Here is a 15,224-nt window from a genome sequence, read left to right on the forward strand (position 1 = left end):
CTAATTGTTAATAAGTTTTAAAAAAAAAAAATAAAAATAAATTATTTGAATTGATAATTCTAATCAAAACCCTGAGATTCTAAATAATCATCAATTTTATAATTATCCCCATATTCATAATGGTCATAATAAGCTCCAGGGTCATTTTTAGCAAGAGAGTATGGAGAAGTATCAACACCACCATAATGACTGCCACTATCACTACCTGATGAAGAAGAACCTGAAGATAATAGATTACCTGTAACTGCAGAGGATACGTCTAATTGACTTTCATCAAAACCTAACATGCCATATACCAAATCAGATTGAGAATATAACTGATTACGATTTCCCAAGATAACCCCATAAACAGCATTTTTAACTTTTGAGTATTCTAAAAAGTAGATATCCTGGTATCTTGGAGTATAGCCTGAAATGTATTGGTCACCTTCAGAGGATGTGTCAAGATTATAATCATCAGGAGAGGTCTTCCAAACAATCACATAACTATCAAAGCCCATTTCATCAGAAAAAGAAATATTTTTAGCATTTTTCCATGTGAAATTGTCACCATTTAAGTTAGTGAAAGAACCATCGGGAATATTTCTTTCATCCAATTTATTGCAACTGGTAATATTAAGTTTCAATATCCCATCACCACCAATATCCTCAAAGATACCGTCCAAAGATTGTGATTGTGATTGGGAAGATTCTTCAATAAGATCAAATGTTCCCGCTGAAACTACACCCACTGATGTAATCAAAATAACTAAAAATATTATTAAAATTTTTCCAAATTTCATAAAATCACTATTCCATGTAGTCAAATCTTGTCTCTAAAATTATTATCAGTGCAAAACCTATTATCGCAACAATCAGGCATGGGAAAAGACCTGTGAAGTTCATGCTTACGGAATTGATGATTTCAGCACCAGGAACCTTTAAAGACCCGAGCATTACACCGATAAGGAATGCCATTGTCACTTCCTCATGGTTTTTAAGCAGGTAGTTGAGGAGTTTTGAAAATCCTAAAATTCCTATCAATGCTCCGATGACGAATACTATGATTTCCACAATGCTTAGGGTGTGAAGGGCATTGAGCATGTACTTGTACTGACCTAAAAGCAACAGCAGAAATGAACCTGAAATTCCAGGCAATATCATAGCACAGATTGCAATCATTCCTGAAATGAATAACACTATCAGTGAATGGTTGGCAGCTATCGGGTTCAGGCTTACGAAAATGTAGGTCAGGACTGCACCTATTATTGCAAATACGATGTTTTTTGCATTGATTCTGTTGAGTTTCTTAAACAGGATTACCGCTGAAGCTATAATCAAACCTAAAAAGAATGAATATGTCCATGCGGGATATGCCTCCATACAGAAGGTTACGACCTTAGCCAATGTCAGAAATGCAACTCCAATACCTAAAACCAAAGGTATGAAGAATTTAAACTCTATTTCATCAAGCATTTGTGTCCAGAAACCACGGATATCTCCTTTAAAAAGAGGTTTTACAAATCCAAAGCTGATTCTGCTGATGGCTTCGACCAAATGGCCGTAGATTCCGGTAATCAGTGCGATTGTTCCACCGGATACTCCAGGAACAATGTCTGCAGAACCCATAAGGAGTCCGCGAATAAAAATTAAAAAAGCTTCCTTAATATCAAAATTCAAATTATCACCTAATTAATTAGATATTGGTATTACTTATTTAAAATAATTTGTCTTGAAAAAAAAGAAAAAGGAGAATAATTCAAAAAAGAATTATTCGTCATTGAATGGTTGCGGAAGTTCACAGACTCCGCTGTCCTTTGCAAGATATGCATAAGCGAATGCTGCGCATATTGCACCGAGAATAGGTCCGACGAGATATATCGGGAATAATCCCCAGAGGTTTTGACCGCCAAGTATCATATCCATGAGGTATGGTCCGAATGTACGTGCAGGGTTGATTGATGCACCGGTAAATGCACCTAAAACCACGATTACTGCAGCAACTGTCATACCTATTGATATTCCGGCAAATCCTGGTTCCGCCTTTTTGTCAACGGCAACACCCATTACAACCATCATTAGGAAGAATGTTCCTAAAAACTCAGCAAACATTGCCTGCATGTAGCTTACGCCTAATCCTGGAGCGGTTGCACCGAGTCCTCCGATTGCAACTGCAGGATCGCCTAAACATAGGAAGAGACATAGGCTTCCCAAACATGCTCCGATGACCTGTGCAACTATATAATAGATGCTGTCAACCAAAGCGATGTTTTTGGTTACAAGCAGTCCGATTGTTACTGCAGGATTCAGGTGTGCGCCTGAAATCTTTCCGAATACGTAAATACATATCATTACAGTCAGACCGAATGCCAGTGAAATTGCAATCCAGTCACCTAAACCTCCTAAAAGTCCGATTCCGGCAGCGCCTGGAGTGACGCTTTCAGATATCAGCAATGTTACGACTGCTGAACCTGTTCCGAAAAAGACCAGGAAGAATGTTCCCAAGAGTTCTGCAAAGAATTTTTTTCTTATGTTGCAAGTCATATTAATCGCCTATACTGATTCTCTCCATTGACAGTATTCGTGTTTGTTGTCGACTAAAGATGCTGCAGCACAGTTTTTACATCCCCTTACAGGAGATCCAGGAGCCTCTTTGTTAAGTGCAATGATGTTTGTCATCATGGTTGCTGTGATTGGTTCTGAAGTTAATAGACATGGGTAGTCTGCAAGTCTCATCAGTGATGAGAACCTTACTGTTATTGCACATGCAGGATATGTGTATCTTTGAGGGTTCATTACTGTTTCGTTAGCAAGTATTGGGCTTAAGTCAACAGTCATGCCGTTGATTTTTGGAGCTAACTCTCCGCCTGTTCCTGCTCTGAATTTTCTTGCTCCGCTGATTGCGTTGAATCCTCTGTAAATCATGTCCATGAAGTCGCAGTTGTGAAGTTCAGCAGCTGCTCCTCTTGTTGGATATTGCTGTACGAAGTTGTGGAACCTTTTGGAGAAGAGATCTACAACCATAGGTGCGTTGAATCCGTCAAGTTCAAGGATGAATTCGGTTGCACATGCAGATGAACCTGTAGCAAGTTTAAGAACATCGAATTCTGATTTGTAATTGTCAAGGTTGGATGTTAATGTGGAACCTATCACTTCAGCGGTTGCCTGAACGATTGCCAGTGTCACGTCGTCCTTGCACATGTTGTATGTGGACTGTCCGATGTGGTGTCCGATATCTCCAACACAGTATGCAGGAACGGTTACGATGTTTCCGTAGTGCACTCCGTCATCCATTGCCGCTTTGACAGTGGAGGTCATTGCCTTTTTGTATTTGTTCATGTAGTCCCTTACGTCAAATGAAGAGTGGTCTGCATCATCCATTAAAGTGCCTTGAGCTTCAATAGGAGTTTTGTAAACCATCTGAAGGGTTTCAATTTCCTTTTGGGTTGCTTCAGCAGCGGTTGCGCCAGCTTCGATTGCGTTTGCAAATGCGTCACCGATACCGTATGATGTGTTCATACCCCATGATTTGGCTGAAAGAATAGCCTGTTTGTGGGCTACAGGAATGTCTGTTTTTTGTAGAATTTGGTTTACGACATTACTGGTACTTCCAGGCATTAGGGCGAAGTCAACCACACATGTTGGTCCGTAGAATCCGCCGTATCTTCTGATTGATTCTTTTGCAACCAAAGCTTCGTTGTCTGCAATTGCCTGGATGAATTTGTCAACACTGTCTGCAAATTCTCCGTCCTCTTCACATAAGATTTCCAGAACAGGAGGGGTCTGGAAGTGTTCAATGAACGGATCGTCTTCACATTTCAAGGTGTCTGTAATGGAAGACAGAATTTCAAAGTGGTTTTTGACAGATTCCTTGTGCAGGTTGATTACGGATTCTGCCTGGTTGTCTAATGCTTTCATGCCAGCGACTGCATCAGCATATGGCTTTGCATCAGTGATTTTAAAGTCATTGTACCTGTTTTCAGAAATGACTGCAACGTCTGCCTTTTGGGCAGCCATTGACTCATTAATCATTTTTTCATATAACTCTCTCATTTTTATCACCTTTTAAAAGGAAAAGTATAAACGATTGTATTTATACTTTTGGTAACTAACCGGTAATTAATTATTTATTCAACGTAATATTTAAGTTTAGTCAAATATTTCCAGTAAAAATAGAGTATAATAAAATAATCGTTTAGATAATTTTAAAAAAGCCAAACAATCAAGTAAAATTAAAACTAAAAAAATAGTAATATGATATAAGAAAAAATTATTTTCCTATATCCTGAACCAATTCTTTTGCATAAGGAGTGATGTTTTCATCAAGCATACGCTCTAAAAACTCACCAGTATAAGTTCCCGCTTCAGCGATGTCCTCAGGTGTTCCTGTAGCTATCACTTCACCACCACCGTCTCCGCCTTCAGGACCCAAATCGATAATGTGGTCTGCTGTTTTTATGACGTCCAGGTTATGCTCGATTACTACAACTGAGTTGCCTGAGTCTGTCAGTCTTGCAAGGACTTCAAGCAATCTTTTGATGTCTGCAAAGTGAAGGCCTGTTGTCGGCTCATCCAAAATGTATAATGTCTTGCCTGTGCTTGTTCTTGAAAGCTCTTTAGCAAGCTTGATTCTTTGAGCTTCCCCACCAGAGAGTGTTGTTGCAGGCTGGCCTATCTTCATGTAGCCCAAACCGACATCATAGAGTGTCTGTAACTTTTTGGTGATTTTTGGAATATGTTCAAAGAACTCGAGAGCCTCTTCCACTGTCATTTCAAGGACTTCATAGATGTTTTTGCCCTTGTATCTTATGTCCAGAGTCTCCTCGTTGTATCTTTTACCTCCGCAGACTTCACACGGCACGAACACATCGGCCAAGAAGTGCATTTCAATCTGCACAATACCATCACCGGAACATGCCTCACATCTTCCGCCTTTAACGTTGAATGAGAATCTTCCAGGCTTGTATCCTCTTGCCTTGGACTCCGGAGTGTTTGCAAAGAGATCACGGATGTCTGTAAATACTCCTGTGTATGTTGCAGGATTTGACCTTGGAGTTCTTCCGATTGGCTTTTGATCGATTGCAATTACCTTGTCTATGTTTTCAAGCCCTTCAATCTTATCGTATTTGCCTGCAAAGGTGAATTTTTTGGACAGCTGTCCTTTGGCTCCCTTGTATAGGATTTCATTGATAAGGCTGCTTTTGCCTGAACCGCTCACACCGGTTACGCAGGTGAATTTGCCCAATGGAATTTCAACATCAATGTTTTTAAGGTTGTTCTGGGCTGCACCTTTAATCTGAATAAACATTCCGTTTCCTTCACGTCTTTCGGATGGAATGTCAATCTTCTTGACCCTTGATATGTACTGGCCGGTAATTGAGTCGGGATTGTTCATGATATCAAGAGGAGTTCCCTGGGCTACAACCTTACCTCCATGCTCACCCGCACCAGGACCGATGTCAACGACGTGGTCGGCTGACAATATTGTTTCCTCATCGTGCTCAACAACAACAAGAGTGTTTCCCAAATCCTTAAGCCTTTTCAACGCTTCGATAAGCTTTATGTTGTCCCTTTGGTGAAGCCCGATACTTGGCTCGTCCAAAATGTAGAGGACACCTACAAGGCCTGAACCGATTTGTGTTGCAAGCCTGATTCTTTGGGCCTCTCCACCGGAGAGTGTACCTGATGAACGTGACATTGACAGATAATCGAGTCCAACCTCAACCAAAAAGCTCAAACGTTCCTTGATTTCTTTGAGAACCTCTTTAGCAATGAAGTTTTCACGCTCTGTAAGTTCAAGGTCCTGGAAGAACTGATATGAGTCCTTGATTGCCAAGTCACAAACGTCAATGATAGACTTTCCGCCGACAGTAACAGCCAGCACTTCAGGCCTCAGCCTTTTTCCGCCGCAGACATGGCATTTTCTATCTGACATGAATTTTGAGAGGTATTTTCTTGAGTAGTTTGATTTGGTCTCAACGTATAGCCTTTCCATTCTTGGAATTACTCCCTCGAACTTACGGTTGACCATGTATGACTTGTTTCTTCTTTTGAATGTGAACGGGATCTTATCGTTGCATCCGTATAATATGGTGTTTTGATATTCCTTGTCCAGTTCATTGAATGGAACGTCCATGCTGAAGTTGAAGTGCTTTGATACAGCTTCAAGCATCTGATAATAGTAGTTTTCCCTTTTGGATGACTTTGACCATGGGGCAATGGCTCCTTCATTTAAAGTTAATGTTTTATCAGGAACAATCAAATCAGGGTCGATTTCCATTTTAGAACCAATACCGTTACATTCCGGACATGCCCCCTGAGGAGCGTTGAATGAAAACATCCTTGGAGTGAGCTCCTCAAAGTTTATACCACAGTCAACACATGCAAAATGCTCTGAGTACTTTTTCTCATACTGCTCATCGCCGTTGTCAAAGAGTACTGTTATCAATCCTCCGGCAAATTCTGCAGCGGTTTCCAAGGAATCAACAAGCCTCCTTTTAAAGTCAACGTCCTTTCTGGTTTTTAGTCTGTCGACTACAACGTCAATGTTGTGTCTGTATGTTTTGGCAAGGTCGATGTCCTCTTCAAGTTCCCTTATTTCACCGTCAACACGGACACGGACAAAACCCTTGTTTCTAAGGTCTTCAAGGACATCCTTGAACTGGCCTTTTTTGTCCCTTACGACAGGTGACAGAATCTGGATTTTAAGCCCTTCACCCTCTTCGATGACAGATTCTCCAATCTGACCGATTGTCTGCTGTGAAATTTCCTTTCCACAGTTCGGACAGTGGGGAATTCCGATTCTTGCATACAGTAATCTCAGATAATCGTAAATTTCAGTGATTGTACCTACAGTTGACCTTGGGTTTTCCCTGGTTGTCTTCTGGTCAATTGAAATGGCAGGGGACAAACCTTCGATTGATTCCATTTCAGGCTTTTTCATCTGACCCAGAAATTGCCTTGCATAAGCTGAGAGTGATTCGACATATCTGCGCTGTCCTTCAGCATAGATAGTATCAAAAGCCAATGAAGACTTACCGGAACCACTAAGGCCAGTAATTACAATGAATTCGTCACGAGGTACACTGACATCAATATCCTGCAGATTGTGCTCACGTGCGCCCTTGATGACAATTTGTTTTTTAGATTCTTCAGCCATAATTATCTCCTAAAAATTAGTTATATAATATTAGAACAATCTAGTTTATATACTCTTTCAGAGAGCATTTGAAAACTATTCACCTAAACGCATAAAAATTGTAAATGTACACTGAATAGAAAAATACTAAAAATAACCCCATAAAATTGCTCATTTTAAAAAAAAATAACCATAAAAATCAAATAAAAACAAAAGTACCCTTAAAATTGCAATTCAATCTCGACTTAAGAAGTCGAGGTATTCTTGCATTTTTAAGATAAAAAAAAAAAGAGTTAGTTAATATTTAAATTAACTAATTGAATTTAAAACTGTTGTTACAGGATTGTCTGCTCCTTCAGGTGCAGTTTCACCAGCAGGAATAGTGAATGTTACGATACATTGGTCTGCTCCTGCAGGAATGACATAACTCATGACAGTATATCCGTCTTTTTCATAATTATGTTGTTGGACAATTTTACCGTCAGCGTCATATGTTTCTTCACCTATGAACTTGTAACCTTGGTCTTCAAGATATGATTTTGCATCATCAGCGTTTTTAACCGCTTCAGGAACAATCACTACAATCACATGGTCGTTATCCTGTGTCAATATGACTGAATCATCAGTTGTGTTCAATACATTGTATCCGTCAGGAATTGTAAATTTGTGATCTGCAACTGATACCTCTTCAGCACATGCAATACCAATGCTTGAAGCGACAATCAATAGTAGCAAAGCTATGAAAATTTTGTTGAATTTCATAATTTATAACCTCCTAATACAATCTTTAAAATTCATAGTTATTATATATTATAGGTCGGATGAATTCCATTATTTTTCATATGCAAAAATTTAGTCCAATACTATCAAAATATTGGATTTTCAGAAATCTATTTTTCATTGGAATTATTTGTCAAAACCTTTCAATGCATAAAGCTTGTTTCTCAAATCGGCTGCCCTTTCAAAGTCAAGTCTTGCAGCTGCATCTTTCATATCTTTTTCTAAATCTTTAATAAGCAATCTGAGTTCATCCTTAGGCATTTTTTCAACTTCAGAACCGGCAATACCTTTGTATTTCTCATCTTCTTCATCCAGTTTTTCCTTCAGGGTTCTTTGTGTGGTTTTTGGAGTTATACCATGAACCTCATTGTATTTTAATTGCAGCTTGCGCCTCTTGAGCGTGGTGTCGTATGCTTTTTGAACCGAATCAGTCATATTGTCCACATACATTATCACACGGCCGTTTACGTTTCTTGCAGCTCTTCCGATGGTCTGAATCAGTGATGTCTCATTTCTCAAAAACCCTTCCTTATCTGCATCAAGAATTGCCACCAGTGAAACTTCAGGCAAGTCAAGCCCTTCCCTCAACAGGTTTACGCCGACAAGCACATCGAATTTTCCACGTCTCAAGTCGTCAACTATCTCAATTCTCTCCAGTGTGTCGATTTCTGAGTGCATGTATCTGACCTTGACACCTATTCTTGCATAGTAGTCTGTCAAATCCTCAGCCATTCTTTTAGTAAGTGTGGTTACCAGCACCCTTTCGTCCTTCTCGGCGGTCTTTCTAACCTCTCCTAGCAGGTCCTCGACCTGGCCTGTAACAGGCCTTATTATCACTTCAGGGTCAACCAGACCTGTCGGCCTGATGATCTGTTCAACGACATTTCTTGATTTTGCAAGCTCATATGCTGCAGGTGTTGCTGATACATATATTACCTGATTTACTGATGATTCAAACTCGTCAAACCTTAAAGGACGGTTTTCCTTGGCTGACGGCAGTCTGAAACCGTATTCAACCAGAGTTTCCTTACGTGCGCGGTCACCGTTATACATTCCTCTGATTTGGGGAACGGTAACGTGTGATTCGTCGATGATTGTCAGAAAGTCATCCGGGAAGTATTCAAGAAGGGAGTACGGCTTGTCTCCCCAGTTACGTCCGGACAGGTGCATGGAGTAGTTTTCAACTCCAGGGCAGTATCCCATTTCCCTCAGCATCTCTATATCGAAACGGGTTCTCTGCTCGAGTCTCTGGGCTTCAAGAAGCTTTCCTGTCAGGTTCAGTTCTTGCAGTCTTTCATCAAGCTCAGTGGTTATTTTGGAAATCGCAGTGTCCATCTTGTCCTGGCCGACTACGAAGTGCTTTGCAGGGAAGATCATGTACCTTTGAAGGGATTCCTGCTTTTTACCAGTTATCTTATCGATAATGCTGATGGCATCTATCTCATCGCCGAACAGTTCAATCCTGACAGGAGGTGTTCCGTGAACCGGATTTATTTCAATTACATCTCCACGTACCCTAAACTGACCTCTTGCAAATTCAATGTCGTTTCGCTCATACTGCATGAACACAAGTTTTGCAAGAATTTCTGATCTCTCATAGATGTCTCCGACGGCAATTCCAAAGGCAAATTCCCCGTAGTCCTCAGGTGAACCTATACCATAGATGCAGCTTACACTGCTAACTACAATGACATCATCCCTTGATAAAAGTGACTGTGTTGCTGAATGCCTCATTATGTCGATATCGTCATTGATGGAGGCTTCCTTGTCAATGAATGTGTCGGTTCTAGGCACATAGGCTTCCGGCTGATAGTAATCGTAATAGCTGACGAAGTATTCAACGGCATTGTCCGGGAAAAATTCCTTGAATTCCTCATACAATTGGGCCGCAAGGGTCTTGTTGTGGGAAATGACCAGAGTAGGCTTCTGAACCTTCTCAATGACATTTGCCATTGTAAATGTCTTTCCGGAACCTGTCACTCCCAAAAGAGTCTGTTCCTTAATACCGTTTTTTATGCCTTCGGTTAATGAGTTAATGGCTTTTGGTTGATCGCCCAATGGTTTGTAGGGCGATTTAAGCTTGAATTCCTTCATGATAATCTAGTTGTGAATAGTAATATTGAAACTGACATGGGTGTAGCTTGGAGAGCAGCACGGAGTGACCTTTTGGTCTCTCACTACAAGTTGCCCATAGCCTTTGAGTTCCTTCTCCAAATCTCTCATTATGTTTGGAACCACTTCGTAATTGAAAACCTTAAGGGAACCCAAAAACACTGTTTTGGAAGCCATATTCATCACCGATATGGTTTCAACAACGTCCATCTCTTCATATTTTGTTAAAATTTTGTTTGAAATATCAACAAGTTCTGCCTTGATTTGTTCCTTATCCATCTTTAATCCCTCAATGCATATTAAAATATCCATCATTTTACGCATCAATAATTATATTATTGGATATTATATTAATTAAATATTACCAACAACATCTAATCTAAAATTATTTCAACAATATGTTTGAATGCTTCCTTTGATTCGGGAACTAATGGATAGACAGGATAGACATGATTCATTTTCTCACCAACATTAAGTTCCGCATTAACACCATTATTTTTCAGCTTGTTATAGAATTTAATAACATCAGGATAGAGTATTTCATGAGTTCCTACAAACAGTGCTGTTTTTGGAAGTTTATCCACTTTTCCAAAGAGTGGACTTACCTTATAGTCTTTCGAATCAAGTTCGCCCGCCCAGGTTTCACCCATTTCACGAATACCATCCACACCAAGCATGGGATCAAATTCCACATCACCATAATCTCCAGACATTGACACGTCAAGCCAAGGAGATATCAAAATTAAATTTTCAGGTTGAGGCAAATCATTAACAGAGAGATATTCGCAAAATGCTGCAGACAGCCCTCCTCCAGCAGAATCTCCCATGATTATAATTGGCTTATTCAATGTCAGCAAATGTTTATATAACTTTTCAACAATTTCATAGGTTTCTTCATAGGTATGATTTGGAGCAAGAGGATAGATTGGAGCAAATACACATGCATTAACCCTTTTTGCAAGCTTATCGCAAAAAGTAATGTGAGGCAGTCTGATCTCATTTACATATATTCCCCCATGAAGATATATGACCAGATGTTCACTATCATCAACATCATTAAAGATTACCATCTGACATCCGAACATGTCCCTGCTTTCAACTTTGGTGCGGTATATCCATTTTGGTAGTTCATAACGTTCATCTTCTACAAGAGAACGCTCCATCATATGCTCACGAGCTTTAGCAGCATCATCAACATATTCACGATGCCTTTTGTCCAAAATTGTTTCCAAAATTTTTGACATCATCGACATTTTTCAACACCCAAAATAGAGGCATTACCTTTTTTCAAACATGGGTTCAGTAATTTTAACTGTTTTCTTGTTTTTACTTCAATTGCACAACCCTTATATGTTACAATTATCATGAAATATGTTTGATTATGAATGACATGTTCTTAACATTAGGTATTGGCGAAAGCAGATTAAACCAATACCATTACCAGTTTCAAAGTCATGAATAATTACTTTAGATGAGATTTCAATCTGTCTGTCTTTTAACAATCGAAATCCTACATCTTGCAACCTAACATTCACATATTAAATTGGAATCAAACCTGAACAGAAACAATTAATACTATCTCAATGCATCTGCAATGGATTTTGCAAGTGATACACGTGAAGTGTCTGATGACAGACTGTTGGTTCCGATGATTTTATTTGCTCCTGCAGAATATATTCTGGTAGTGCCGTTGTTGGTCAGGATAGGGTGCACGCAGCATACGTCTATTTCTGAAGCACCGTACTGTTTTAAAATGTTTATAGCATTTACGATGGTTCCTCCAGTGGCTATGATGTCATCAATGATGATTGCATGTTTGCCTTTTACTGAATCTACATTGACGGTGTTTTCGCTTTCGCTGTCGCATCTTACATCCACTATCTTGGTTTCGACCTTATCAGGACCTAATCTGACTTTTGTCAGGTATGTGCAGTCACATCCTATGATTTCTGACATTTCCTGTGCAAATCCGTATGCGCCCTTATCCGGAGCGATGATTAACATATTATCAGCATCGCTTTTGTCTAAAAATTCCGCAATTGCAGGCATCGCTGAGAGGTTCCTTGCCGGAATGTCAAAGAAGTTCAATACGCATGCCTCGTGAATGTTGAATGTGATGAACTCGTCTGCTCCTGCAGCCTGTATCAATTCACATATGATTTTAGCGGAAATTGTCTCTCCGGGATTGAAGCGCTTTTCCTGTCTTGCATATCCCATGTATGGAACCACTGCACGAACCTTTTTGGCTCCCAAATCCTTAAGATTAGCTATTATGAACAATAATTCCATCAGGTTTTCATCCTGAGGATATCCGGTTGATTGGATGACAGTCACTTCATCTGCAATTTCCCCGTCGATTCTTAAATACCTTTCACCGTCTGGAAACTTTTTAGTTTCAACATAACATAATTCTTCGCCAAGTTCCTTTGCCACATGAGCGGCCAAATCCTGAGAAGCTGAACCACCTATAATCACGATATCACCAAATTATTTATTGGATTTATATATGTCTTTGATGATTAAAAAGGTTAAGTATTTATATTTAAATGTCTTAATAGAAAAGATTATGAAAACTGGAAAAATGATATTAGGAGTGATAGCAGTAATTATTATTGCCCTTTTATTATTTATTATGGTAAGTCCAATATTAGTTATTGCTGAAGACACAACAGAAGGAACCCCAGGCGTTGACATGGCGGCTGCATTCAAGCTTCCAAGCGGTTTTGAATGGATTTATCCAGGCAGTTCTTATAATGAAAACGGAGAAACATTGCATAATATCCATATGATTGATCCGGACAACCCTTATGGAGCTGCACGTGACATCATAAGCTACACCTACGGATATACTCCGCATATAATCGTCAGCGTCAACGAACAGGCTGCTGAAGCCATATTCGGTGTTGGTCTTGTGGACAACATCCGTGCAAACGATGCATACAACGGCTATAACAACCCTTATGCTACCGGAACCATGTCCAGGGGTGATGCCGTAGGCACTGCAATGACCGAAGGCACATTTAATCCTTTGGAGATTCCACTGCAAGCTTTAATGGGAAATATTAAAGTATTCTTTGTATAATTTCCCTTCTTTTTTTATTATTTATGTAACATCACGTAAAATGAGAGCGCCACACCAACAAGTGATATGACCAATTGAATAATACCATGCCTTCTAAGTTTCAGATGCTTTGACTGCACCAGATAGAACGGCATGAAGAATCCGAAAAATGCGAATGTACCGAATGAAGTGTTTTTTGTAAATAAAGAGATTATAAAACCGCTCCATGAAAGAAAAATAGTTATTATATAAGAGATTATCACTGCCTTATTGTTGAGTTGCGGTAAATCATTAGCCCTATAGACATAAACCTGACTCCTTTTAAGCCCTTCAACAAGCGGATTACCGCATTTGGCGCAAAAGTCATAATCATCCTGATTTTCAAATCCGCAGTTTTCGCATTTTCTAACCATGGTTAAAATTAATCCCTCTTAATATAATTACTTTTCTAAAATCATTGCGGTTTCAAGGAAATATTCGCCCAAATAATTTTCATTGGTCATCTCCGCATGATACTTAAAGCCCAGCTTTTCAAGAACCCTTTTCGATTGGGTGTTTTCAACCCTGTAGCTTGCATAAATCTGCTTTACACCCAAATCGCTGAATGCCCTTTCGACCAATACCTTCGATGCTTCAACTGCATAGCCGTTTCCCCAGTACTCCTCAGCTATCCAATAGCCCAATTCGGCGGATTCTTCTCCCCACCAGTGGTTGGTGTCGGGGTGGAAGAGCAGTCCTGCACAGCCGATAGGAATGCCGTCTTTTGTTACTGCATAGGTTTCCCTTTTTGCAAAGACAGTTTTAATAATGTTCAAGCTATCTTCAACACTTTCATGAGGCGGCCATCCTGCTATCGGACCGATTTTGGGATTTTTTGCAAAGCGGTAAAGGCATTCTGCATCGGATTCCTCCCACGGTCTTAAAACGAGGTTTTCGGTTTCAATAATCATTAATTAAACTTTGTCGTCATAGCTTATAAAACAAATAGTATTAATTACATTGAAAAACATATGAAATATCATGAAAGTTAAAGATGGAATTTGCGGATTTATTGTAGGGGATGCATTGGGCGTTCCTGTTGAGTTTTACTCAAGAAAAGAGCTTGAAGACGACCCTGTTGTTGACATGAGGGAAGGAGGAACCCATGGAATGCCAAAAGGAACATGGTCTGATGACTCCTCAATGATGATAGCCACAATGGACAGTATCGTGGAGAAAAACGGAATCGATTACGCTGACATCATGGATAAATTCTGCCAGTGGGCATTTGAAGACAAATACAACCAGTATGAGACATTCGATATCGGAAACACCACCCGCCAGGGATTGATGAGATACAAAAATGGTGCCGAACCACTTGAAAGCGGAGGAAAACTCGTAAGGGACAACGGTAACGGATCACTTATGAGAATTCTGCCATTAGCCTACATTCCAGACATTGACTTTGAAACCGTCGAGAACGTTTCAGGCCTTACCCACGCCCATGACAGGTCAAAGATAGCCTGCGCATTATGTGTTGAAATTGCAAAATCCATACTTAACAATGACCTTGCCATTGATGAGCACATCAAAAATTCCGTCGACATTATCAAAGAGCATTACAAAGACAATGAGGAACTCGTTGAATTTAAAAGAATAATAGATGATGACTTTACCGGTGAAATCAGAAGTGGAGGATACGTCATCGACAGTATTGAAAGTGTGATCTACTGTCTGAAAACAACCGACAACTATAAGGATGCAGTTCTAAAGGCAGTCAATTTAGGCGGCGACACCGACACCACCGGAGGTATCTGCGGCGGACTTGCAGGAATCTTTTACGGATTTGATGCAATTCCTATAGATTGGATTGAATCAATTCCTAAACTTGACAAGGTAATGTCATTATGTGAAAAGTTCGAGGCATATTGTGATAGAAATTAGGAAAACCATCAAAAATATTAGGGCTACATGCGATAATTATGTAGACCCTAATCTGGTTGCAACAGTGATTCATGACAATTACTACATGGGAACCAGCAACATCACAGAACTTGATGACTTTGGCATTGACATTAACGACAGCTTCGAAGAAAAAATATTGAAGATTTTAAAACATGAAAACGTGTTTTTGAATCTCGGAATGTATGCGTTCGTTCCCATAATCAACGAATG

14 protein-coding genes and 1 pseudogene are annotated in these 15,224 nt (G+C 39.7%); 3 read left to right on the forward strand and 12 right to left on the reverse strand.

Translation table 11 applies throughout. The features are described from left to right. Positions 1-59: 59 nt before the first annotated feature. The 10 genes from Q0W26_RS02295 to Q0W26_RS02340 all read right to left on the reverse strand — a co-directional run bounded on the left by Q0W26_RS02295 (position 60) and on the right by Q0W26_RS02340 (position 12,484). The gene (locus tag Q0W26_RS02295; RefSeq protein WP_298521927.1) at positions 60-782 is read right to left on the reverse strand and encodes a hypothetical protein; all 723 of its coding nucleotides are present in this window, start codon (positions 780-782) and stop codon (positions 60-62) included. A 7-nt stretch (positions 783-789) separates the two neighbouring features. Continuing rightward, on the reverse strand, positions 790-1,608 hold the full coding sequence (locus Q0W26_RS02300; RefSeq protein WP_298521959.1) for a DUF368 domain-containing protein: 819 nt from the start codon (positions 1,606-1,608) through the stop codon (positions 790-792). 141 nt (positions 1,609-1,749) lie between these two features. Then, positions 1,750-2,523 carry an MIP/aquaporin family protein gene (locus Q0W26_RS02305; RefSeq protein WP_298521929.1) on the reverse strand — a complete coding sequence of 258 codons (774 nt, stop codon included), beginning with the start codon at positions 2,521-2,523 and terminating at the stop codon, positions 1,750-1,752. A 9-nt stretch (positions 2,524-2,532) separates the two neighbouring features. Then, complete coding sequence (locus Q0W26_RS02310; RefSeq protein WP_298521931.1) at positions 2,533-4,032, reverse strand: DUF2193 domain-containing protein; 1,500 nt, start codon at positions 4,030-4,032, stop codon at positions 2,533-2,535. Between the two features lie 217 nt (positions 4,033-4,249). Then, entirely contained in the window at positions 4,250-7,138 is a 2,889-nt protein-coding gene (uvrA, locus tag Q0W26_RS02315) for an excinuclease ABC subunit UvrA (RefSeq protein ID WP_298521933.1), read from the reverse strand. Between the two features lie 288 nt (positions 7,139-7,426). Then, positions 7,427-7,879, reverse strand: a complete 453-nt coding sequence (locus Q0W26_RS02320; protein ID WP_298521935.1) for a hypothetical protein — start codon at positions 7,877-7,879, stop codon at positions 7,427-7,429. A 144-nt stretch (positions 7,880-8,023) separates the two neighbouring features. After that, positions 8,024-9,991 (reverse strand): excinuclease ABC subunit UvrB, encoded by a 1,968-nt coding sequence (gene uvrB / locus Q0W26_RS02325; RefSeq protein WP_298521937.1) that lies wholly within the window; start codon positions 9,989-9,991, stop codon positions 8,024-8,026. Between the two features lie 6 nt (positions 9,992-9,997). Further along, positions 9,998-10,288: a hypothetical protein gene (locus Q0W26_RS02330; protein WP_298521940.1), complete on the reverse strand. Its 291-nt coding sequence runs from the start codon at positions 10,286-10,288 to the stop codon at positions 9,998-10,000. Between the two features lie 95 nt (positions 10,289-10,383). Beyond that, the gene (locus tag Q0W26_RS02335; RefSeq protein WP_298521943.1) at positions 10,384-11,262 is read right to left on the reverse strand and encodes an alpha/beta hydrolase; all 879 of its coding nucleotides are present in this window, start codon (positions 11,260-11,262) and stop codon (positions 10,384-10,386) included. A 322-nt stretch (positions 11,263-11,584) separates the two neighbouring features. Next, positions 11,585-12,484 (reverse strand): ribose-phosphate diphosphokinase, encoded by a 900-nt coding sequence (locus tag Q0W26_RS02340; protein ID WP_298521945.1) that lies wholly within the window; start codon positions 12,482-12,484, stop codon positions 11,585-11,587. A 157-nt stretch (positions 12,485-12,641) separates the two neighbouring features. Here Q0W26_RS02340 and Q0W26_RS02345 point away from each other — a divergent pair, with 157 nt between their 5' ends. Further along, positions 12,642-13,091, forward strand: coding sequence for a hypothetical protein (locus Q0W26_RS02345; RefSeq protein WP_298521948.1), 450 nt, complete (start codon positions 12,642-12,644; stop codon positions 13,089-13,091). Between the two features lie 17 nt (positions 13,092-13,108). Here Q0W26_RS02345 and Q0W26_RS02350 read toward each other — a convergent pair whose 3' ends face one another. Next, the gene (locus tag Q0W26_RS02350; RefSeq protein ID WP_298521951.1) at positions 13,109-13,483 is read right to left on the reverse strand and encodes a zinc ribbon domain-containing protein; all 375 of its coding nucleotides are present in this window, start codon (positions 13,481-13,483) and stop codon (positions 13,109-13,111) included. A 27-nt stretch (positions 13,484-13,510) separates the two neighbouring features. Further along, positions 13,511-14,020, reverse strand: a complete 510-nt coding sequence (locus tag Q0W26_RS02355; RefSeq protein WP_298521954.1) for a GNAT family N-acetyltransferase — start codon at positions 14,018-14,020, stop codon at positions 13,511-13,513. 70 nt (positions 14,021-14,090) lie between these two features. Here Q0W26_RS02355 and Q0W26_RS02360 point away from each other — a divergent pair, with 70 nt between their 5' ends. Together Q0W26_RS02360 and Q0W26_RS02365 are read left to right on the forward strand one after the other, a co-directional pair. Next, the gene (locus Q0W26_RS02360; RefSeq protein WP_298521956.1) at positions 14,091-14,993 is read left to right on the forward strand and encodes an ADP-ribosylglycohydrolase family protein; all 903 of its coding nucleotides are present in this window, start codon (positions 14,091-14,093) and stop codon (positions 14,991-14,993) included. Continuing rightward, positions 14,980-15,224 (forward strand): annotated as a pseudogene (locus tag Q0W26_RS02365) (hypothetical protein); the annotation flags it as partial. The gene Q0W26_RS02360 and the pseudogene Q0W26_RS02365, both read left to right, overlap by 14 nt.

The sequence above is a fragment of the uncultured Methanobrevibacter sp. genome (assembly GCF_947169325.1).
Taxonomy (GTDB): Archaea; Methanobacteriota; Methanobacteria; order Methanobacteriales; family Methanobacteriaceae; genus Methanocatella.